Annotated in this window: 21 protein-coding genes; 8 read left to right on the top strand and 13 right to left on the bottom strand. The window is 41.9% G+C overall.

Annotated features, from left to right (window positions below; all coding sequences use genetic code 11):
• The first annotated feature begins 99 nt into the window (after nt 1-99).
• Nucleotides 100-1140 carry a zinc-binding alcohol dehydrogenase family protein gene (locus tag ACOI22_RS11270; RefSeq protein WP_420672127.1) on the top strand — a complete coding sequence of 347 codons (1041 nt, stop codon included), beginning with the start codon at nt 100-102 and terminating at the stop codon, nt 1138-1140.
• 1 nt (nt 1141) lies between these two features.
• On the opposite strand, the gene ACOI22_RS11265 is transcribed toward ACOI22_RS11270, so the two are convergent.
• Both ACOI22_RS11265 and ACOI22_RS11260 read right to left on the bottom strand, forming a co-directional pair.
• Nucleotides 1142-1411, bottom strand: a complete 270-nt coding sequence (locus ACOI22_RS11265; protein WP_420672126.1) for a TIGR03643 family protein — start codon at nt 1409-1411, stop codon at nt 1142-1144.
• Between the two features lie 87 nt (nt 1412-1498).
• Nucleotides 1499-3652 carry an exonuclease domain-containing protein gene (locus ACOI22_RS11260; protein WP_420672125.1) on the bottom strand — a complete coding sequence of 718 codons (2154 nt, stop codon included), beginning with the start codon at nt 3650-3652 and terminating at the stop codon, nt 1499-1501.
• A gap of 152 nt (nt 3653-3804) precedes the next feature.
• On the opposite strand from ACOI22_RS11260, the gene ACOI22_RS11255 reads away from it, so the two are divergent.
• The 4 genes from ACOI22_RS11255 to ACOI22_RS11240 all read left to right on the top strand — a co-directional run bounded on the left by ACOI22_RS11255 (nt 3805) and on the right by ACOI22_RS11240 (nt 6527).
• On the top strand, nt 3805-3996 hold the full coding sequence (locus ACOI22_RS11255) for a CPXCG motif-containing cysteine-rich protein (RefSeq protein ID WP_420672124.1): 192 nt from the start codon (nt 3805-3807) through the stop codon (nt 3994-3996).
• Complete coding sequence (locus tag ACOI22_RS11250) at nt 3996-4664, top strand: flavin reductase family protein (RefSeq protein WP_420672123.1); 669 nt, start codon at nt 3996-3998, stop codon at nt 4662-4664. The genes ACOI22_RS11255 and ACOI22_RS11250 overlap by 1 nt, the downstream gene beginning before the upstream one ends.
• Before the next feature lie 253 nt (nt 4665-4917).
• Nucleotides 4918-5208: a high-potential iron-sulfur protein gene (locus tag ACOI22_RS11245; protein WP_420672122.1), complete on the top strand. Its 291-nt coding sequence runs from the start codon at nt 4918-4920 to the stop codon at nt 5206-5208.
• A gap of 122 nt (nt 5209-5330) precedes the next feature.
• Nucleotides 5331-6527 (top strand): HD-GYP domain-containing protein, encoded by a 1197-nt coding sequence (locus ACOI22_RS11240; protein WP_420672121.1) that lies wholly within the window; start codon nt 5331-5333, stop codon nt 6525-6527.
• 78 nt (nt 6528-6605) lie between these two features.
• Here ACOI22_RS11240 and ACOI22_RS11235 read toward each other — a convergent pair whose 3' ends face one another.
• Nucleotides 6606-7058, bottom strand: a complete 453-nt coding sequence (locus ACOI22_RS11235; RefSeq protein WP_420672120.1) for a hypothetical protein — start codon at nt 7056-7058, stop codon at nt 6606-6608.
• Nucleotides 7059-7071: 13 nt separating this feature from the next.
• Nucleotides 7072-8805, bottom strand: coding sequence for a M64 family metallopeptidase (locus tag ACOI22_RS11230; protein WP_420672119.1), 1734 nt, complete (start codon nt 8803-8805; stop codon nt 7072-7074).
• Between the two features lie 289 nt (nt 8806-9094).
• Here ACOI22_RS11230 and ACOI22_RS11225 point away from each other — a divergent pair, with 289 nt between their 5' ends.
• The 3 genes from ACOI22_RS11225 (at nt 9095) to ACOI22_RS11215 (ending at nt 10913) form a co-directional block, all read left to right on the top strand.
• Nucleotides 9095-9517 (top strand): CBS domain-containing protein, encoded by a 423-nt coding sequence (locus ACOI22_RS11225; protein ID WP_420672118.1) that lies wholly within the window; start codon nt 9095-9097, stop codon nt 9515-9517.
• A gap of 235 nt (nt 9518-9752) precedes the next feature.
• Entirely contained in the window at nt 9753-10310 is a 558-nt protein-coding gene (locus ACOI22_RS11220) for a cytochrome b (protein WP_420672117.1), read from the top strand.
• A gap of 27 nt (nt 10311-10337) precedes the next feature.
• The gene (locus ACOI22_RS11215; protein ID WP_420672116.1) at nt 10338-10913 is read left to right on the top strand and encodes a YceI family protein; all 576 of its coding nucleotides are present in this window, start codon (nt 10338-10340) and stop codon (nt 10911-10913) included.
• 296 nt (nt 10914-11209) lie between these two features.
• Here ACOI22_RS11215 and ACOI22_RS11210 read toward each other — a convergent pair whose 3' ends face one another.
• The 9 genes from ACOI22_RS11210 to xdhA all read right to left on the bottom strand — a co-directional run bounded on the left by ACOI22_RS11210 (nt 11210) and on the right by xdhA (nt 20193).
• Entirely contained in the window at nt 11210-11599 is a 390-nt protein-coding gene (locus tag ACOI22_RS11210) for a rhodanese-like domain-containing protein (RefSeq protein ID WP_420672115.1), read from the bottom strand.
• A gap of 53 nt (nt 11600-11652) precedes the next feature.
• Entirely contained in the window at nt 11653-11907 is a 255-nt protein-coding gene (locus ACOI22_RS11205) for a hypothetical protein (protein WP_420672114.1), read from the bottom strand.
• A gap of 185 nt (nt 11908-12092) precedes the next feature.
• A complete protein-coding gene (locus tag ACOI22_RS11200) occupies nt 12093-13322 on the bottom strand; it encodes a urate hydroxylase PuuD (protein ID WP_420672113.1) in 1230 nt (409 codons plus the stop codon).
• A gap of 1 nt (nt 13323) precedes the next feature.
• The gene (gene guaD / locus ACOI22_RS11195) at nt 13324-14658 is read right to left on the bottom strand and encodes a guanine deaminase (RefSeq protein ID WP_420672112.1); all 1335 of its coding nucleotides are present in this window, start codon (nt 14656-14658) and stop codon (nt 13324-13326) included.
• Nucleotides 14658-14981 (bottom strand): hydroxyisourate hydrolase, encoded by a 324-nt coding sequence (uraH, locus tag ACOI22_RS11190; protein WP_420672111.1) that lies wholly within the window; start codon nt 14979-14981, stop codon nt 14658-14660. Before uraH ends, guaD begins: the two co-directional genes overlap by 1 nt.
• A gap of 2 nt (nt 14982-14983) precedes the next feature.
• On the bottom strand, nt 14984-15502 hold the full coding sequence (uraD, locus tag ACOI22_RS11185; RefSeq protein ID WP_420672110.1) for a 2-oxo-4-hydroxy-4-carboxy-5-ureidoimidazoline decarboxylase: 519 nt from the start codon (nt 15500-15502) through the stop codon (nt 14984-14986).
• Nucleotides 15499-16374, bottom strand: coding sequence for a xanthine dehydrogenase accessory protein XdhC (gene xdhC / locus ACOI22_RS11180; RefSeq protein WP_420672109.1), 876 nt, complete (start codon nt 16372-16374; stop codon nt 15499-15501). The genes uraD and xdhC overlap by 4 nt, the downstream gene beginning before the upstream one ends.
• Nucleotides 16374-18716, bottom strand: a complete 2343-nt coding sequence (xdhB, locus tag ACOI22_RS11175) for a xanthine dehydrogenase molybdopterin binding subunit (protein ID WP_420672108.1) — start codon at nt 18714-18716, stop codon at nt 16374-16376. The genes xdhC and xdhB overlap by 1 nt, the downstream gene beginning before the upstream one ends.
• Nucleotides 18709-20193, bottom strand: a complete 1485-nt coding sequence (gene xdhA, locus ACOI22_RS11170) for a xanthine dehydrogenase small subunit (protein WP_420672107.1) — start codon at nt 20191-20193, stop codon at nt 18709-18711. Before xdhA ends, xdhB begins: the two co-directional genes overlap by 8 nt.
• Nucleotides 20194-20397: the final 204 nt, after the last annotated feature.

The raw sequence follows: 20397 nt of genomic DNA, 5'->3' as shown, positions 1-20397 counted from the left end.
CATTCTATTATTATGCGGTTAATAATTTTGTATTCAAGCGGTAGTATGTAGTCCTAGTAATAATTCGTAATGTAGCCACTGCCAAACATGGAGCGCAGCATGAGTAATATAAAAACCAAAGCCATTGGATTTCAAAAAAGCCTAGCGATTAGTGAGGCAGATTCATTAGTAGATATTCAAGTTACTAAACCTCAGGCTAGCGGCCGAGACCTACTGGTTAAGGTAAAAGCCATATCGGTAAACCCAGTTGACTACAAAATTAGACAAAACATGCCACCAGAAAATGGTGAGTTTAAGGTAATTGGTTGGGATGCCGTGGGCGTTGTTGAAGCGGTAGGCAATGATGTTTCATTGTTTTCTGTGGGTGATGAAGTGTATTACGCAGGTGATTTAACGCGTGACGGAAGCAATGCGGAGTATCAACTCGTAGATGAGCGCATAGTAGGGCGCAAACCCAAAAGCATAAACGATGCCCAAGCCGCGGCTTTGCCATTAACCGCCATTACTGCGTGGGAACTGCTTTTCAACGGGCTATCTATTCCACTATCCAATGAAGCAAACGGTGAGGACGGCAAGCCTATTATTTTAGTAATTGGTGCTGCCGGTGGAGTGGGTTCTATCTTTATTCAACTCGCTAAGGTTTTAACGAATGCCACCATTATTGCCAGTGCATCACGCGAGGCTTCCGCTAATTGGGTGAAAGATTTAGGTGCTGACTTTGTGGTTGATCACACTAAAGACTTAGTTAGCCAAGTTAAGGCGCTGAATATTGGCGACGTAAGTCACGTAGCCAGCCTCAACGGCACTGAAAAATACGTAGAAGCTTTTACCGAAGTACTCAAGCCTTTTGGCAAAATAGGGCTAATTGACGACCCTGCGTCTTTTAATATTGGCTTATTAAAGCGCAAATGTATTTCTTTGCATTGGGAGTTTATGTTTACGCGTTCTATGTTTACCACTAGCGATATGATTGAACAGCACAACTTGCTTAACCAAGTGGCCGAACTCATAGACCAAGGCAAAGTGAAAACCACTTTAGGTAAAAACTTGGGCAAAATTTGCGCCGAAAACTTAAAGCAAGCCCACAGTGAGCTTGAGTCAGGTACGGCTATTGGCAAACTGGTACTAGAGGGCTTCTAAACTAGCGTTTTCTAACTGGCTTGTATTGCGTGGCGCAATAGCCGCGCGATACATCGGGGCTGCGCAACTTGCTGTGCTTTGTTTTACGCCCTGTTACTCTGGCCCGCCAGTTATTAAATGTTTTGCGCTTAATGTTACTGCGCATCAAATTAATAACCTGCGATTCGCTAAAACCGTAAAGCCTTTCAATTGCTTCAAATGGCGTGCGATCTTCCCACGCCATTTCAATGATTCGTGATGTATCCTCAGGTGATAAATTGTGTTTATCCATTATGCCTATCGCTAACTAATAATATACTCACTGTTTTTACGCAATTAAATCAAAACTAGATTACCCACACGGCTTACATTTTTTAACTTATTGCTCAGCCATGCGAGCTTGGTTAACTAGCTTCAATAACTCTGCCGCTGCTATAGCGTCTGATAAAGCCCTGTGATGCTGCTGCATGTTAATATTAAAGTGTTTGCTTAAGTTAGCTAATGAATAGCTAGCAAGGCCTTTATAGTGCTGCCGCATAGTTTGTACGGTACATAGTTTAGGGCGTTTGTAATGGCGGTTTATTCGAGCAAATTCTTCACGTATAAAGCCATAATCAAAATTCACATTGTGTGCTACAAAAACGCAATCTTCTGTAAACTGCTCAAGCTCATCGGCTATATCAATAAACAAAGGCGCATCGGCAACCATGTCATCGCTTATGCCTGTTAAGCGAGTGATCATGCCAGGAATGCGTCGCTGGGGGTTAAGTAAGCTCTGCCATTGGTCTACAACTTCACCGTTAACCATTTTAACAATGCCTATTTCGGTTATTTTATGATTTCCCGCACGTCCACCGGTGGTTTCGATGTCAACTACTGCATAGGCTTGCATGGGATCTACTTGGTACTCCACCGTAGTAATACCCACATCAAAGCCATGTTGTTTAAGCGCCTGAATTTGGGCGAGTTGATTGCGCCTTAAACTGTCTCCGGTGCCCTTTATTTCTTCAAAGCGCAGTTTATTATTTTCAAGCACCATTATGTCAGGGTAGCCATCGTTATAAAGTTTGTAGTTACTGCACATAAGTAAAAGCTGCTTTTTTAAACCTTCAAGCGGTGCATGGGTCACTAAAATCTGCAGCTTTTCAAGCATAGATGGATGCCAGCGCACTATACCCTGGCTTTTCCCAAAATGTGCTGCTGCACTTTTGGTTAAATGTAAATACAAAGCGTTGCTTGTATCGAAAGCGGCCAGCCTTGTTTGAATTTCATTTTCAGCAAGGGACATAAAGTTTTGCTGCTTTATACATAAGGGAAGATGATCAAAAGGTGTGGCTAAACCCAAACCCTCTAAATTAAATAGTTCATGCCAAAACACTAAACCAAATAGGTTATTCCATAGTGTATTTTCGGTGCGCCATGCTTCAATGTTACGCGCTTTGTAGTAAGCTACAACACCGCTTTCAACCGCACCTTTGTAGGTTTCATCAATACTTAAATGGCGGTTATTTTCGCGCAGCATATCGGTCAATACACTGGTGCGCTTTTGTTTGTACTTGCGCGCTAGGAAATCTTCAGCAAACTGCAATATGTGTTCTGATAATGGGTCATTAATGATTGCTTCAAGCTTTTCCTGTACGTCACTTTTTAAGCCAAGCTTATAGGCTTGGCGGCACCAAAACTCCTGCGCTATCGCCGAATTAACTCCTGCGGCTATATTAAGCGCTTTATTGGCATCAAAGTTAAGCATAAGTTTAGCCAGTAAGAAGTTGATTTTATCTAAGTACGACTGCGCTTGCTCGCCGTGGGCTGTTGGTAAAGCGAGTGAAAATTGCTCTATATCCGCAATACTATTAAAGCATTGGTTTTTAAGCGCTTGCGCAATACTTTGTAAGCTAAAGCTGCTAAATGCGCTTTCGTAATCACTGAACCTTGATTGCATTTGCGCTTGTTCATCGCGGGTTCTCATAAGCCCTAAATCACGCATTGAAAATTGGTTTAACAAACCTTTGTTGTGGCCAAAGTAAAGAAACAAGAAATAAGCAATGTGATGCTCGCATTGTGTCACTACATACTGCTGTGCAAGCACACTAGCCACTACGTGTTCACGGTTAAGCTTAGCGCAGCTTTCAAGCAAGGCAGGTTTTGCAATGCTTTTCTTAATAGCAGGCATGTTTGCATCAGCGCATTCAGTGTATAAATCAAATAACTCCGCCTTTGTTAAGGCAGCAATAAAATCAGAGTGATGGTTTGTTTGTAAGGCGCTTACTAGCCCATGTTGCGCTAGCTTATTAAGCTCTTGTTCAATACTAGGAATTTCTGCAAATACTAAACTCGCAATTTTAACCACGCGGCCTTTGCGGTTAAGTAAGCGAACTAAGGTGCACTGGCACAAGGTATCTAAAGTATCAAATAAAGATAAAAACGCTTTTTGATCTTGGTTGAGCAAGTGGGCACTTGGGCCGCGCACAAACTCTAAAAACTCCAAAAAATGGCTGTGATAATAAAAAGTAGGCAACGTTTTGCGAGGCATATTAATATCTTAAATGAACGAACACTGTGTTAATATACAGTGCTTGCGATAAATTTGCACATGTTTGATGAGTATTTGCAGTAAATGAATCAATCCACTTTGATACTTAGCTCGTATACTTAGTTTTACATTATAAGAAGGACTTATATTGGATGAGCTTATCAAGAGCCGAAAGATTTGAGTGCCCCTACTGTATGACAATTAACGATATTGAGGTTGACGAAGTGAACGATTTTAATCAACAACAAATTGTGGATTGCCAAATATGTTGTTCACCTATTGAGGTCACTGTTTATGATTCTGAATTTGGCATTAAAATTGTGGCGAAAAGAGATGACGAGTAATGGCTAAAAAAGTCTTCAGTGAGCATGATATTAAGGCGCTGCCACAGCGTGTACGTGCTAATTTTGTCAATAGCTTGTCGGGCTTTAAGAGCGCAAATTTAGTGGGTACGCAAAGCACCCACGGCGTACATAATTTGGCAACTATAAGTTCTGCTTTTCACATTGGCGCCAGCCCACCTTTAATGGGCATGATAATGCGGCCGCACACGGTTGTACGCGATACCCTTGAGAACATTAAACAAACCGGCGTGTATACTATTAATCATGTGCACCATAGTTTTGTTAAACAGGCTCACCATTGTTCAGCGCGGTTTGGCAGTGATATAAGTGAATTTGATGCAGTTGGCCTAACTGCGCAGCCATCGAGCAAAATTGCAGCACCCTACGTGGCAGAATCATTTGTTAAAATAGGACTAGAATTAGAACAAATTTCGCTAATTGAACTCAATAAAACCGAAATGTTAATTGGCAAGATTGTTGAGGTGATATTCCATGATGAACATTTACTTGAAGATGGTTACCTTGATATTGAATCTTCTGGTTCAGTTGCGGTCTCAGGTTTAGATAGCTACCACAGTACAAAAAGACTGGCGCGATTTAGCTACGCAAAAAGCGATATTGAACCAAGTGTTGTGCCAGTATCCGCTTCTTCAGGCACAAAGAGTTAAAAAAGTGTTCAGTTTTATTAACATAGATCAATAACTTGAATTTTAAATCTTTACAATCCAAATAGCTTGATACACAGTATAAGCATTACAAAACATATTTTTGTTGCCCCACAGTGGTACCTGACTCCATAAGAGCTAGGTTGGCATAATAACAAAGGCTTGCATATCGTTCATGATGGCAAGCCTTTGTTGTTTTAAACAGGCAGTAAAAAAGAATTATTATCATTTGCATTATGTAAAAAAGGAAAGCGTTATGAAAACAGTTAACCGTCGTAATTTTTTAAAATTGTCAGGCACTAGTTTAATTGGTTTAACACTTGGCGGTGTTGCGCTAAAAGCGAGTGCACAAGAAAAAGTATCTCCTGAAGATGCTACTGCAGTTGCACTTAAATACACTCACTCTTCAACCGTAGAGGGTTCAAATTGTGCAAATTGTATGTACGTACAAGGTGAAGCCGGCGCAGAATGGCGTCCTTGCGCAATATTCCCAGGTAAAGTAGTAAACGCTAAGGGTTGGTGTTCAGCTTGGTTGAAAAAATCATAATTGAATTTACCTAGCTACAAAAATGAATAAACAGCAAGGTCGGCATTAAGCCGGCCTTTTTTTTTACAGAGAATTTTATAAATGCCGATACCTATAAGATGGGCATATTATTAAATAAAAAAATGGCTGTAACTGAACTTGAAACTGTACTGGTAGGTGACCTAAAACTTGGCATGGTAGTGCACGGTATTGCTAAGCAAGCAGGTAAACTCGTGGTAAAAAGTAAAGGCACAGTTAGCCACTTAACTCTTATTGATCAACTCAGTTCAAATGGGGTGATATCCGTATATGTTGAACGAGCTAAGCTAAAATCAAATGACACTTTACAAAAGTTAAATGATAAAAAGCAGCTTTTACAGCACAACAAGCAAGAAGCCTTCAACAAAATAAAACACAATGAGCTATCAATAGAGTTAGCACACGCCTCAAAACTTGTTAAACAAAGTAAAGTGTTGCACAAAGCATTCGTACGTGAGCTAAAGCAAGGCCTTGGAATTAACGTATTGCATGCGAGTGAATTGGTAAGCGATATTTATATCTCTTTAACTCGCAACCCAAACGCCTTATTAATTGTTTCCATGCTTATGGAAAGTGATGAGTACATTTCTAAGCATTCAATGCGTGTGTCGGTATTAGCATGTTATTTTGCGAAGCAATTAGGCATGTCAGAGCATGACTGCAAGCGCATGAGTTTGCTTGGATATGTGTATGATATAGGCATGCTAAAGTTACCCGCTACGCTACTTAAAAAGCCCGGTGCCTTAAATATTGACGAGCGTAGTATTATGCAATCGCATGTGCGTCATTCCCTTGATATTTTAAAACCACTTCGACTAGATAGCGAAATGATGTTAGCGGTAGAACAGCATCATGAACGGCTAGATGGCTCAGGATATCCAAGTGCATATTCAGGCTCCAAAATAAGTAAGTGGAGCCGCATATTAGCTATGATTGACTGCTATGATGCCTTAACCACCCAACGTGTTTATAAAGATGCCATAACACCCACATCGGCACTAAAGCATTTAAGCACGCCCGCTAATGGTTATGATCAAAAGTTAGTACTACAGTTTATTCGTGCTTTAGGTGTATATCCGGTTGGCAGCTTGGTGATGCTATCAAATAAACGCATTGCAGTGGTTTTAAAAAATAACGTAAACAAACCCACTCAGCCCCAGGTGAAAGTTTTTTATTCGGCTATTGGAAAACACTACATTAAGCCTAATAACGTAGATTTAGTGCTATATCCTGATTCTCTCACTATTCTAAAGCCTGTGTTGGCAAGTCAATACAAACTAGATTTAAGCAATGTACTTTAGAGCCTATGCTTGAGTTACCTATTTACCACTATTGTGATAAGTAAATCCTCAGGCCAATTAGCTACAGTGTTCTCGTTATTACAAAGCGTTGCTTAATTTTATTGTTTTTTGTACTTTGCCGTTATCATTACCTGAACGTATAACAAGGCTTAGGCTCTCTATATCAAGCTTATCTGTAGGTAATCTAAGGCGGTATGCCCCCGATTGTAGCTGAGCGGCTGTGTGTCCTTGGCCCTCACTTAAGGGCGCATATACCGTAAGTATATTTGGCACTGCAAGCTCAAATGCTTGTGAATCGGCAAACCCGATGATTGAGGCGGTTGCAGTGCTACTTAATGTACTTCGTTGCTGCAAGCTTGTTTTTAATTGTTGTTTGTTTTTACTCAATGCACTAAGTACTTCTACTTTTTTAGTGATTACATGGTGGTTGCCTTCAAACTCTACTACCAACAAAGTATCGGCTTTACTAGTGAAAGCACAAAGCAAAAGAAGTGTACTTAACGCCTTAAGAGGAAAAGCCTGTAATTTCATAAAGTACTCTAATTTAATCAACGGTTATTGTCCACTCAAATGATTCCTCGTGTATGTAGGAATAATCAGAAGTTCGGATTTTGCCTGTGGCATCATTTAGGCTTACCACTACAGAATGTGTTCCTTGCGCGAGTGTAAGCGATATAGATTCATTGCCTGCCTCATTATTTAAGGCATCTCCATTTAAAAACCATGAGATGTTTTGAACATGGACATTAAAAGTGGGTACAGCGCTTAAGCTTATAGATTCACCGCTGGTTAAATTAATAGTGGCAGACTCAGGCGATACTTCATTAATTGCGCCGCCGGCACCGGCATAAGTATTAAGCAGCCATTGTTCTGCGTTAACCGGGCCAAAATTAGCGTTATTACTACGCATTCTTGAATCATATTGCGGGCGATAAAAGCCTGTTGCGTTGTAATACGAGCCTTCAAATACCCCTACTCCTGTTTCGCCTGCAGCACTAGGATAATTTTCAAGATCATCTATCCAATGCGCCCATGGCGCGTCGAGGGGATCGTTCGAATTCGACACATTCGCATATCTGCCTTGTACATACGATTGAGCCCTATCATCGGCTAACTGGCTATCAACGTATTCATCTGCAAGGCTTGCGAATGAGTGGCCCATTTCGTGTAATGCTATTTCTGGAGAGGTTCTATTGTAAATCGATATAGCACCACCGCTGCCACCATATTGCTCACTGTTTACAATTAATACCACTTCGCCTGCCCAAGGATATTCATCAGCTAAAGTTGCAAAGACAGTACTGGTATTAGCGCAAATTAAACGCTGAATATTTTGGCAGTTATAGCCACTATTAAATACAGTGTCTGCGGTGTCTGTATTATAAGTATCATCTATGCCCGAATCATTCGATGGCATGTTTACCACATGTACATTCCATACAGACAAGTGCTCGCTTATATCAGGGTCTGAATATAAAATATCAATAAATTTAAATGCGTCAGCTTCGTAGGTACTTAGCTCAGTTTCTTGATATCCATCTCCTAAAATTAGCAAGTGAACACCGCTACCCTCACGCTTGCCTTTTATCGTTCGCCCTAAACCAGAGGCATTCATTGGATATAGCTGTAATTCTATACTTGCTCTTGAGGCATCAGCGCCATTACCCGCAACCATGGTTATTGTGTCGCTAATGACTTCATTGATATCGGCTACGGTAATTTCTATTTCGGTTTGTAAAACAGTGTAACTAATAAAGTTTTCCAAGCCTTCTAAGCTTATAGACGCGCTATTTTCTTCATCTTCTATTGTATAAGGTATAGTAAAAGTGCTTCTTCCATCAGCTGAAAAAGAGCTGTTTTCGAGCGTGATGATCGCAGTGTCATTAACCGCATAAACACTGAGAGTGAAAGCGGGCAGCGATACGGTATTTTGCTTGTTATCGGTGGCTGAAATCACAATGTCAGCAAATATGCCTGTATCGGCATCGGTGTTTGCCATCCCACTTACCAAACCCGTATTTGAAATACTAAGCCAAGATGGCGCGTTATCTAAACTAAAGGTAAGAGGGTCGTTGTCACTGTTGTTGACGGTAACTTGGAAAGCATATTCTTCATCTTCGTTTACTGACGTAGCAGGTGTGCCACTTAGGGTATGCAATACATCAGGATCAGGTGATTGAGGAAGCTCAACTGTATTTGTGTCGCCGCTTCCCCCGCCGCCACAGGCAAATATTAAGAAGCAGAATCCTAGAATGATGACTCTTTGTATTTTAAGCAAATAGTTGACTCCAAAATGGCTTACATAAACTATCAGTTTTAAACTTAGTTCAGTTCATTTGCAAGATAAAGTTATGGCGTTCTGTTCGTGTGTTTACAATTAACTAGCGCGACGTTTGCCTAATAATCATTTTCAGCGTATTACTTTACAGGCAAATAGATACCACTATTTGCTTAGTTGTTTGTTTGAATAAGTGGTGAATATGAACAAAAAATAGACTAAGCTGTGGAGCAAGGTGTTTTTGACTAATTACACCCTCAACAACACGGTACTCTATTGAGGAGAAACAATGGAATCATTGAAAGTTCAAGACTATATGAATCGTCGCGCTGTAAAATTGTTACCGAGTATGCCGGTGGCAGAAGCCGTAGAGCGTTTATTACTTAGTAAGCAAACGGGAGGGCCTGTAGTAAATTCGCAAAATGAACTCATTGGATTTTTGTCAGAACAAGATTGCTTAAGCCAAATGATTACCTCAAGTTATTACCGAGAACAAGTAGCTCGTGTTGAAGATATTATGAAAACGCCAGTGTTATCAGTTCAAGGTAACGATTCTATTATTGAACTTGCACAAATGATGATTAAAGAGAAGCCAAAAGTATATCCAGTGCTTGATGAATCAGGTGTGTTAATAGGTTCTATTAGTCGTTCGGAGGTGTTAAACGCAATTGATGTTCAGCTCCATTCGGGTTATGAAAACAAAAAGAGATAAGCCAAGCATTTCATGTATGCTTAGTGTTCAAACAGGGTAGCTTGGGCTGCTCTGTTTACATATGTTTTAGCGTGGCGTGAACTTCATCTTCTAAAAACTCCGTACCTACCAAAATTTCCTTTTAAAAAAATGCACTCAGACCCTTCTAATAAATCGAAAGGTATTGCCTATTTTTAGTGATTTTCTTTCCCAAAATTAGTCTTATAATAATGTTCACTATTTGGGGAGTGAACAGATGTTAGCAAACAAGCCTGAGGGTTATGGCCTCATCAGTATAATATTTCATTGGGTGTCAGGTTTTACAATACTGGGCTTATTCGCATTGGGTTATTGGATGGTTGAATTAACCTATTACAGCGCGTGGTATCAAGATGCACCGCACATACACAAAAGTGTTGGCTTGCTGTTACTAGCATTGAGTTTTGGACGCTTATTGTGGCGATGGTTTTCGAAAAATCCTGACGCACTTTCTCATGCTAAATGGGAGCAAAAAGTTGCCTCGTTCACGCACCTGTTACTTTATTTGCTTATGCTAAGCATTATGTTTTCAGGCATTTTGATTTCAACCGCAGATGGCCGCAATATTTGGGTATTCGACTGGTTTGAAGTGCCGTTTCCTGGTGAGCTTTTTAATAATCAAGCCGATGTTGCTGGCGCTATTCACAAATATGCAGCTTACAGTTTAATTGTGTTGGTTGTATTACATGCAGCTGGGGCAATTAAACACCATGTAGTAGATAAAGATGCGACTTTACGCAGAATGCTAAAGCCTGTGTCAAATGACCAACGTTAATTTTTACTAAAATTTAAGGAACCAAAAATGAAAAAACATATTATTGCTTCACTATTTGCTTCATCATTATTATTGCCATTTGCTGCTAATGCGGCTGACTACGTGATTGATACCAAAGGTGCTCATGCATCCATTCAATTTAGTGTAAGCCATTTAGGCTATAGTTTTGTTGTGGGCCGCTTTAACGATTTCTCAGGTGATTTCTCTTATGATGCAAACAAGCTATCAGAGGGGAAAGTGAATGTGACCATAGATACTACAAGCGTAGACTCAAACCACGCCGAGCGTGATAAGCACTTGCGCGGTGCTGATTTCTTAAATACCAACAAATACCCTGAAGCTAGCTTTACTTCAACCTCAATTGAAAGCAAAGGCGATGACAAGTTTGTGATTAACGGTGATTTCACTTTTAACGGTGTAACTAAACCGCTAAGTATTGATGCGGTTGCCATTGGTGAAGGCGATGATCCATGGGGTGGTTATCGCGCAGGTTTTACGGGCACTACTAGCTTTAAGATGAAAGATTTTGATGTGAAAATGGACTTAGGTCCTGCTTCTGCAAACGTAGAGCTAAGCCTTGTTGTTGAAGGCGTTAAGAAGTAAATACTGATATTGGTGTAACCCTCCCCTAAAAAAAGGGGGTCAGTGTTGTTTACACCTTTTTAGTTATCGTTTCTGAGCGCCAAAACGCGCGTTTAGGCATGCACATCATTCACAAAAGCAGTGAAAGGCTCTCAACATCTTAAAAGTAAGAAATTTGATTTGAATGAATCGCAATACGAAAAGATAACTATCGATTTTGAAAAGGTTAAGGAATACGTATCTAGCGTAGAAAATGGAGGTAATATCTTCAGAGAATGTGCAAAGCCTGTTTCATTGAATACAGAATGCTACCGCAATTAGGGTGTTGAAACTGGGCGCCCTTGTTCTACCCACTTAAGGTAGTCACCCTCTAAATGCACAATATTCTTATACCCTTGTTCATGCATGTAATTTATAGCTTTAGCCGCTCTGCGCCCTGAACGGCAATACACTACTAATTTTTGTTCTTTGTCTTTTAGTTGAGGTAAACGCTCAGGCAGTGCTTGTAAGGGGATGTTAACTGCACCAGGAATGTATCCCTGTTGATATTCTTTAGCGGTTCTTACATCTACCAACACGTAATTGCCGTCTTCAAGTTTGTTTAAGTCTTCTGCAGAAATATTGGTGCTGTATGCGCTTGAAACCGGCGTTAACAACGCCGAAATCATAATTGATATGCTGGTGATCAAACGTTTGAATGTATTCATAAATTTGTGCCTAAGTGGATGCACTAGGTTTTAGTGCAATAGGTTTGAGTATATTAGGCTTTAATATCTATTGGGGGGTTGTCTTGATCGTAGCGGCGATCACGGCCAGAACGCGTATCAAGCAATGGCTTAACCGAACGCTTACGGCGGTCTTCACCTTGGCGGTTGTCGTACATTGGCACGCCCGCTTGTAGCATTTGCTTTGAAGTATCAGGATTGCTTTCAGCTTTATCAAATTGTACTTCACTACGTTTGGTAGGTTTTGGTTTGTTCGTTTTTATGGGAAGAAAGTGTGTAGGTATATACATTTTTTTCTCCTGTTAGTTATTGTTTCAATAAGATAAAAGGCAATACGTTACTATCCGGTAACTGTATCGGCAGAACATTGCATAACTGTAGTAAACCACAAAAAAAGGTGAAAAATAAACCTTTCATGCCAATTTAATTAAAAGCATAGGGTTTTACCTATGCTTTTATACGTAAAAACTCGACTTTAGTTTTGTTTTTCAAACCATGCTAATAAAACTAACCTTTCTTCTTCGGTCATATTTGTCTTATTCATTAAAGGCATATCTTTAGTTACTACCGTTCGATTGATTATTTTGCTCGCTAGGCCATCAATTTGCTCCCAACTATCTAACATAACCCCTAAAGGTGCTATGCGAAATATATCGTCTGTAGGCTGAGCCGAATGACAGCCAACACAGTGAGTTTGAATGATTTCAAATGCTTGTTGCTCAAGCGGGCTAAGATTACTCGCGGTTTCAACTATGCTAGTACTGCTGGTTTGCTCTACATTTACTTGTGGTGTTTCTAGCGTGTTGCGTGGAAACGACACCCAAAGCGCCAATAAAGCCATACCAATGGCACCCGAAACTAAAATAGAAGGCCTAACTACCCCTAAATGTTTTAGGTTAAAGAAATGCCGTATCCACGCCGACAACGCAATTATAACTACCAGTACCAACCAGTTTAGTTCATGCTGATAGGTCATAGGGTAGTGGTTGCTTATCATTATGAATAACAAGGGAAGCGTGAAATAGTTATTGTGCACTGAACGAAGCTTAGCGCCTGCGCCCCAGCTTGGGTCTATGTCTTGTTGTTCGCTTACCGCTTTTACCATTTTACGTTGGGCAGGCATAATATTGAAAAACACGTTACCCACCATAATGGTGCCTATTAGCGCGCCTACATGAATGTATGCACCGCGCCCGCTAAACCATGATGTTGCTAGCCAGCAAATTAGCACTACGAAAGTTACTAAAAACAGTGCGAACAATTTAGGGTAATTTCCTAAAGGGCTTCTACAAGCGGCTTCGTAAATAGCTAAGCCACCAAAAATAAAGCCTAGGCCATAAGTTACCGCTTGAGCAGGGCTTAATTCCATTACTCTTGGGTCAATCAAGTAGGCCGATGCCCCGAAGTAATAAACCAGCACTAGCAATGCCATGCCACTTAACCACGTGGTATAAGCTTCCCACTTAAACCAATGTAGTGTAGAAGGCATTTTTTCAGGGCCGTAGGCGTACTTTGCTACTTCGTAAAAGCCGCCACCGTGTACCGCCCACAAATCACCTTTAATGCCTTTATCTTGCTTCCATTGCGGCGGTGTTCGTAAGTTGTTGTCAAGCCAAATAAAATAGAAAGAAGCACCAATCCAGGCAACGCCTGCAATAACGTGAAACCATCTAACAAAAAGTGATAACCATTCAAGCCAAGGCATACTAGCCCTCCAATAAAGTGTGTTTGCGTTGAGTCCCTGCAATGTAGGTTGCTTCTACTGCTCGGTCGTCACCAATAAAGCTAAGGGCGAAAAGAATGTCTTCGCCGTCGCCACTAGAGCCATTCGCTTGGCTTTCAAATGAACTTGCACAGCGTAATTCGCCTAAACGATTAAAGCTGGGATTTAGCACTACAAAATCAGCGTATGTGCCGGGGTTTAAATTACCAATTTGGTCATTTAAGCTATATGCGCATGCAGGGCCTTGGGTCATAAGATACAAACCCTCTAAAGCGTTTAAGGCTTGGCCTTGAAGTTGCCCTACTTTGTATGCCTCACCGTAAGTATTTAGCATGTTGAAGCTAGTACCCGCGCCCACATCGGTAGCCAGCGCAATAGATACATTTTCTTGTTTCGCTTTTTCAATATTAAATAAACCGCTACCTAAAAATAGATTAGAGGTAGGGCAAAATACTGCGGTGGCCTTTGCTTCACTCAAGCGTTGCCATTCTTCATCATACAAATGCAGGCAATGGCCAAATAAAGCCCTAGGGCGCACCATGTTGTAATGGTCATACACATCCAAATAATTGCAATGTTGGGGGTATAAGCTTTTCACCCACTCAATTTCATTTTGATTTTCTGACAAATGCGTTTGAATAAATACATCAGGGTATTGCTGGGCAAGTTCGCCCAATAAACTTAGCTGCTTAGCGCTACTAGTAGGGGCAAAACGCGGCGTTAAGGCATACAAATTACGCCCCTTCCCATGCCAAGTTTCAATTAACTTGTGGCTGTCGAGCTGGGCTTGTTCAGGTGTGTCTTGAATGGCACTAGGACAATGCCTATCCATACATACTTTGCCCGCAATAAAGGCCATATTGTGCAAAGATGCTTCTTTAAACAATGCATCGGCAGCGTGTTTGTGAACCGTTGAGTAGGCGCAGGCCGTGGTAGTGCCATTAGCAATTAACTGCTGTATAAAATGCTTTGCAATAAGCTCGCAGTATTGCACCGAAGCAAACTTGTTTTCTGTGGGAAAAGTGTAGTTTTCTAACCATGACAACAACTGCTCACCGTATTTCGCAATCATTTCTGTTTGCGGATAATGCAAGTGGCTGTCAATTAGGCCGGGAATAATTAAGCGCTTTTGGTAATCTACGTAGTGCGCGTTGGCATATTGCTTGGCAAGCTCAGCGTAATCCCCTATGGCAACAATGCGCTCGTTTTCTACTACCAATGCACCGTCGGCAAAATACTGAGCATCGTTTTGTGGTGCGTCAGTTGCTTGCGCAAAATGCAATATACTTGCCCGGTAAAGGCTAAGGGAATTTACCACTAGCTACCCCTGTAACTGCTAAAGCCGAACGGCGATATAAGTAAAGGTACATGGTAGTGGCCGCCGTTTTCTTTAATTTCAAAATGAATATCAACAAACGGATAAAAGCTTTCGCCGTGTAGGGCTTCTAAGTAGGCTTTGCATTTAAAACGCATGCAGTAAATACCGGCATCAAATACTGTATCGCCCCAATCTTTGCAGCGGCCATCTTCATTGGTTTTACCTGCAATTTTAATCCCATTTGGTAAGGTGAGCTCAAGTGCCATGTTGGCAGCAGGACGCCCTGTAGTGGTATCTAATACGTGGCTAGATAAGCTATTCATTCTTAATTTTCCTGGGGTGTTAAGGCTTTATTAATGCGCAACTGAGTAATTTTAAGTTGCTCATTAGCCGCGGTTTGCATTTCAATATTGGTTTCATTTGGCAAGCGCGCTTGCAGTTTTTCTAGCATTGCTTCAGCAGACAAACCCGTAGCACAAATAATGAATATAAAACCATGCTTGTTTAGGTAATCTAAATTACCAGTGTGCAGGGCTTCTAATGTGGCTTCAGTGGTATTAGCTGTGCCTGATTGTTCGTTACTGGCAAGTGCTTTGGTGTTGGCATATTTTGCACGTAAAGTGCTAACATCGCCAATCATGGGGTGGCCTTCAAAGGCTTCCATAAAATCAGCTTTTTGCATGGTTTGCCATATTTTAGCGGCGCATGATTGCAGTGAATCAACAGAGCTAAAAGGGCGCGCCTCACTCATTAATTCACACCAACTAGATGCCGTACATGTTTGCATAAACCAAGCAATGGCGTCTTCTTTGCTCGCGCTATTTAGCGCAGCGAGTGTTTTCATAATTTGTCCTCAAGCGAGCTTGCTTGTAATGTTTTGGCGCTATGGGGTTTGGCATCTTGTGGCACCGCTTTGCTGTTGTTGGTATCAAACTTGTGTAAACGCTTAATAAGCTGCGCACACACCGACACCGACACCTCAACAGGGCGCTTACCTGGAATGCTGGTATCGCCAATGGGGCTAATTAACTGAGCAATTTGCTCAGGCGTGAACCCGCGATGAGCTAATTTTGTGCGAAAACGCTTTGCTTTAGTTTGCGAACCAATCATCCCCACAAAATCAATGCTGGGGTGCTTAAGCGCGGCTTCCACTAAGTCATAATCGAGTTGATGATTATGCGTTAAAATAATTACCCAAGTGTTGTCAGGCAATGCTTCAAGTACTTGGCAAGGGTCGTCATTATCAATGGCTTTTACGTTACTTAAATTTACCATATGCAACGGGAGGTCTTCAAAGAAGCGCTCACGGCCATCTACCCAGCTTATTTGCACAGGTAATTGCGCTAACATTGGTACCAACGACTGCGCTACATGGCCTGCACCAAATACCGCAATATGCTGATGATGATTCACATGCACTTCATATAATATTTTAACGGCTCCGCCGCAGCATTGGCCTAAACTGCTAGAAAGTGGGTAAGACACTAAGGTTTGGCTTTGTTCGTTTTTAGCCAATAACTCACGAGCATGGCGAGTAGCTTCAAATTCTAAATGCCCGCCGCCAATAGTATCGAATTGTTGATCATCAGTAATAAGCATTTTACAGCCAGCTTCACGAGGGGCCGAGCCAGCGCTCATAACTACTGTAATAAGCACGTAGCCTTGGCCTTGTTGCTGGCACTTATAAAGGGCTTCATACCATGTTGAAACGCGCATTAGTGCTTATCTCTCATACTGGCTATGGCTTGCATTATACGCTCAGGGGTTGCTGGGGTATGCAAGGTTGGGTCACTTGCGTAGTCGTGTAAACTCGCAATAGCATCTTTAAGCGCACACCACACCGATATAGCTAACATAAATGGTGGTTCGCCCACGGCTTTGGAATGGTAAATGCTGTCTTCGTTATTGGGTCGGTCAAACAAGTCAACGTTAAAGATTTTAGGGGTATCACCAATAGCCGGAATTTTGTAAGTAGCCAAGTTGTTACTGCTTAGTTTGCCGCCATCATCCCATTTTAGCTCTTCGGTAGTTAACCAGCCCATACCCTGAATAAAACCACCTTCAATTTGGCCTATATCAATGGCCTTGTTCAAGCTAGTGCCCACATCATGAAGAATATCTACGCGCTCTACTTTGTATTCACCTGTTAGGGTATCTATGCTTACTTCTGTTGCACTTGCGCCATACGCAAAATAAAAGAATGGGCGGCCTTTGCCTGTTTCACGATCATAAGCGAGCTTAGGGGTTTTATAAAAACCACTAGAGGATAATGACACGCGAGCAAAATAAGCCTGCTGAATTAAATCAAACCAAGGCAAACTGTGTTCATTGCAATAAACGGTTTGGTTTTCAAAGCGTACGTCGTTTACATCACCGTTTACTGACTGCGCGTAAAATTCAGCGAGCCTTTGCTTAATGGTAATACAGGCATTTTGCACCGCTTTACCGTTTAAGTCAGTGCCGCTTGAAGCCGCCGTGGGTGAGGTGTTAGGCACCTTATCGGTTCGTGTTGAGGTAACTTCAACTTCGTCTAAATTAAGCGCGAACTCGTTGGCCACAATTTGGCTAATTTTAGTGTGTAAACCTTGGCCCATTTCAGTGCCGCCGTGGTTTGCTTGCACACTGCCATCAGTATATATGTGTACTAATGCACCCGCCTGATTCAAATGCTTGGCAGTAAATGAAATACCAAATTTAACCGGGGTTAACGCTAAGCCTTTTTTAATAATTGGGCTTGTTTTATTGTAGGCAGTAATTGCTTCGCGGCGCGCCCAGTAGTCACTTGATGCTTCAAGGCTTTCTATAATTTCGGGCAGTAAATTTTGTTCAATTTGCATGCCGTAAGGCGTAGTCATGCCGGTGCTTGGCCCGTACAAATTACGTTTACGTACGGTAAGTGGGTCTTGCTTGACTGCGCGGGCTATTTTATCAAGCATGGCTTCTGCCATGATCATCCCCTGAGGGCCGCCAAAACCACGGTATGCGGTATGTGATACCTGATGCGTTTTAAGCCTGTGCCCCGCAATATTGCAATGGGGTAGGTAATATCCGTTATCAGCATGAAACATGGCTCTATCTACAATTGCGTCTGATAAATCAGGTGAATGGCCACAGTTGCCGTTTAGCTCAATATTTGCCGCTTGAATTAAGCCTGTACTATCAAAGCCAATTTCATAACTGTTTTCAAAAGGGTGACGTTTGCCGGTAATCATCATATCTTGCTGGCGTGGTAAGCGAAGTTTGACCGCACAATTTTGGCGAGCAGCAAATAAAGCGGCAATACAAGCCCATTGCGCAGCTTGGGTTTCTTTACCGCCAAAACCACCGCCCATGCGGCGCATATCTACCACTACTTTGTTAAGCTTAATATCTAGTACTTCGGCTACTAACTTTTGCACTTCACTAGGGTGTTGGCTTGAGGTGTAAATGAACATGCGCTCTTCTTCTTGAGGCAAGGCCATTGAAACTTGCCCTTCTAAGTACAAATGCTCTTGTCCGCCTATTTCTAGGCTGCCGCTGGCGGTATGTTCTGCTTGTTTAATTGCTTCGCTGTAATTACCCGCTTGCATAAAATGAGGGGGGCGAACGGTGGTATCAGCACTTTTCGCTTGCGCGACACTTAATATGGCTGTTTGCTCGTTTACCTCAATTTTGCCTAGGCTTGCAGCAATTTGCGCTTGCTCTTGGGTTTTCGCTAAAACGGCAAATACGGGCTGTGCATGAAATTTAATTTCTTTATGCGCAAGTACAGGATCGCCCTTAAATACGGGGCCTATATCAATGTGCCCCGGCACGTCATCAGCGGTAATTACATCTAGCACACCGGGGCTTTGCCATACCGCGTCAACATCTATTTTGGTAATAGTGCCGCTGGTAAATGGGCTTAAGCCTACCGCTGCGTATTGTAAATTAGCGGGTGCGGGAATATCGTCAACGTAACGGGCTTCGCCGCTTACTTGTCGCACTGCGCTTTCATGTGGGCAAGCTTTTGTGTACTGCGAACCTACTTGGCTTGTTGCGCCCTTGGATGTTGTTGTGTTCTCAACCAGTTTACGCATGGGCTTGTACTCTTATATCAATGCTATTTTGCGATTGCTTTGCATTAGATTCTAACCAAAAACGATGCCATAAATTTTCTAGCATTTGGATACGATAATTCGCGCTTGCTCGTACGTCATCAAGGGGGGTAAAGGCTTTACCTAAAACGGCTTGCCCTAGTGCTACGCATTCTTGATTTTGCCAAGCTTTGCCAACAAGGGCATTATGTAATTCGTCACAATATGCCGGTGTAGCTGCTACGCCGCCATAGCCCGTACTCACTTGCACTACCGAGCCATTCTCAAGGCTTAATTTTATTGCCATGCACACGGCTGATATATCATCTTCACAACGCTTTGATATTTTATAGGCAGCTAATATTTCATTTGGCTTTAACAAGGGTATTTCAATTCGGCTTAACCATTCGTTAGTATTTAAGCGAGTAAGCTTGTAGCCAGTGAAAAATTCTTTAAGTGGCATTTCACGATATTCTGCACCGTTGTCGAGCACTATGTTCGCATTTAGTGCAATTAAAACGGGAGCCATATCACCAATGGGAGAGGCATTAGCAATGTTTCCACCTAAGGTTGCTTGATTTCGAATGGGCAAACTTGCAAAGCGCTCCATTATTTCTTCTAAGCTTGGGAAGTGTTCTAGTAGTGTTGCTTCAAAGTCACTTAAGGTACAGGCGGCCCCTATGCTCAAAGTGTTTTCATTCACGGCAATTGATTTAAGTTCAGGAAGGTATGACAAACTAATTAAACTAGGGAGCGCTTTTAATTGCTGAGTATGAAGCAGGGCTAGGTCAGTACTGCCGGCCACTAGCATTGCTTCAGGGTGTTGTTGCATACACTGCGCTAAGGCTTGACGCGAACTGGGTAAATGCAGCACTTCGGTGCCCGCTTCACTGGTACCTTGAAGGCTTTGTAATTGCGTAGCAACAGCCTGTTCAGCCAATGTATTTATTGCTTCGCTCTTTTCGTTGCAAGCGCGTAATGCAGCCGAAATAATAGATTGATAACCCGTGCAGCGGCACAAATTGCCTGATAAGGCGTTAATGACTTCGCTTCGCTTAACAGGGCTTGATGCACTTTGTTCGTTTGCTTGTTGGTAAAGTGCAAACAAAGACATTACAAATCCAGGTGTACAGAAGCCGCATTGGGTGGCATTCTCACTTACCATGGCTTGTTGCACGGGGTGCAAGTCTTTGCCTTGTTTAATGCCTTCAACCGTAAGAATTTGCTTGCCATGCAGGGCTGATAAAAACGTTACGCAGCTATTAATTGCTTTGTATTGCAATGGCTTAGGCGCAGCGTTATTTTGGCTGCCTGAGCAAGGTTCGGCCACTACCACCGTGCATGCACCGCAGTCACCTGACGCACAACCTTCTTTTGTTCCATTTAAGGAGCAATCGTTGCGTAAATAATTAAGCAAAGTTAAGTCGGCGGCTTCGTTTTCTACGCTAACTAACTTGCTGTTGATTAAAAATTGGATCATTATGCTTTTCCACACCCTAGCGAATAAACAAAGTATATAGGGTTTCTAATGCAAAAAGTAGACCGATCGGTCAGAAAATTTTTATCTGGTTTGAGGTCTATAAATTAGAAATTTTGGTATGATGCATGCTTAGGTAGATTCGACTTTAGTTTTTGAGCAGTAATTGAGATGTATAGCAACATTATGGAAAATGAAATAAAAATG

Source organism: Glaciecola sp. 2405UD65-10, assembly GCF_048820975.1.
Taxonomy (GTDB): Bacteria; Pseudomonadota; Gammaproteobacteria; order Enterobacterales; family Alteromonadaceae; genus Glaciecola.
This window is presented reverse-complemented; position numbering and strand designations above follow the sequence as displayed.

Excerpts from the sequence above, each read along its gene's own strand:
- ACOI22_RS11270 (WP_420672127.1), top strand. The coding sequence starts at position 100 with ATGAGTAATATAAAAACCAAAGCCATTGGATTTCAAAAAAGCCTAGCG.
- ACOI22_RS11265 (WP_420672126.1), bottom strand. The coding sequence starts at position 1,411 with ATGGATAAACACAATTTATCACCTGAGGATACATCACGAATCATTGAA.
- ACOI22_RS11260 (WP_420672125.1), bottom strand. The coding sequence starts at position 3,652 with ATGCCTCGCAAAACGTTGCCTACTTTTTATTATCACAGCCATTTTTTG.
- ACOI22_RS11255 (WP_420672124.1), top strand. The coding sequence starts at position 3,805 with ATGAGCTTATCAAGAGCCGAAAGATTTGAGTGCCCCTACTGTATGACA.
- ACOI22_RS11250 (WP_420672123.1), top strand. The coding sequence starts at position 3,996 with ATGGCTAAAAAAGTCTTCAGTGAGCATGATATTAAGGCGCTGCCACAG.
- ACOI22_RS11245 (WP_420672122.1), top strand. The coding sequence starts at position 4,918 with ATGAAAACAGTTAACCGTCGTAATTTTTTAAAATTGTCAGGCACTAGT.
- ACOI22_RS11240 (WP_420672121.1), top strand. The coding sequence starts at position 5,331 with ATGGCTGTAACTGAACTTGAAACTGTACTGGTAGGTGACCTAAAACTT.
- ACOI22_RS11235 (WP_420672120.1), bottom strand. The coding sequence starts at position 7,058 with ATGAAATTACAGGCTTTTCCTCTTAAGGCGTTAAGTACACTTCTTTTG.
- ACOI22_RS11225 (WP_420672118.1), top strand. The coding sequence starts at position 9,095 with ATGGAATCATTGAAAGTTCAAGACTATATGAATCGTCGCGCTGTAAAA.
- ACOI22_RS11220 (WP_420672117.1), top strand. The coding sequence starts at position 9,753 with ATGTTAGCAAACAAGCCTGAGGGTTATGGCCTCATCAGTATAATATTT.
- ACOI22_RS11215 (WP_420672116.1), top strand. The coding sequence starts at position 10,338 with ATGAAAAAACATATTATTGCTTCACTATTTGCTTCATCATTATTATTG.
- ACOI22_RS11210 (WP_420672115.1), bottom strand. The coding sequence starts at position 11,599 with ATGAATACATTCAAACGTTTGATCACCAGCATATCAATTATGATTTCG.
- ACOI22_RS11205 (WP_420672114.1), bottom strand. The coding sequence starts at position 11,907 with ATGTATATACCTACACACTTTCTTCCCATAAAAACGAACAAACCAAAA.
- ACOI22_RS11200 (WP_420672113.1), bottom strand. The coding sequence starts at position 13,322 with ATGCCTTGGCTTGAATGGTTATCACTTTTTGTTAGATGGTTTCACGTT.
- uraH (WP_420672111.1), bottom strand. The coding sequence starts at position 14,981 with ATGAATAGCTTATCTAGCCACGTATTAGATACCACTACAGGGCGTCCT.
- uraD (WP_420672110.1), bottom strand. The coding sequence starts at position 15,502 with ATGAAAACACTCGCTGCGCTAAATAGCGCGAGCAAAGAAGACGCCATT.
- xdhC (WP_420672109.1), bottom strand. The coding sequence starts at position 16,374 with ATGCGCGTTTCAACATGGTATGAAGCCCTTTATAAGTGCCAGCAACAA.
- xdhB (WP_420672108.1), bottom strand. The coding sequence starts at position 18,716 with ATGCGTAAACTGGTTGAGAACACAACAACATCCAAGGGCGCAACAAGC.
- xdhA (WP_420672107.1), bottom strand. The coding sequence starts at position 20,193 with ATGATCCAATTTTTAATCAACAGCAAGTTAGTTAGCGTAGAAAACGAA.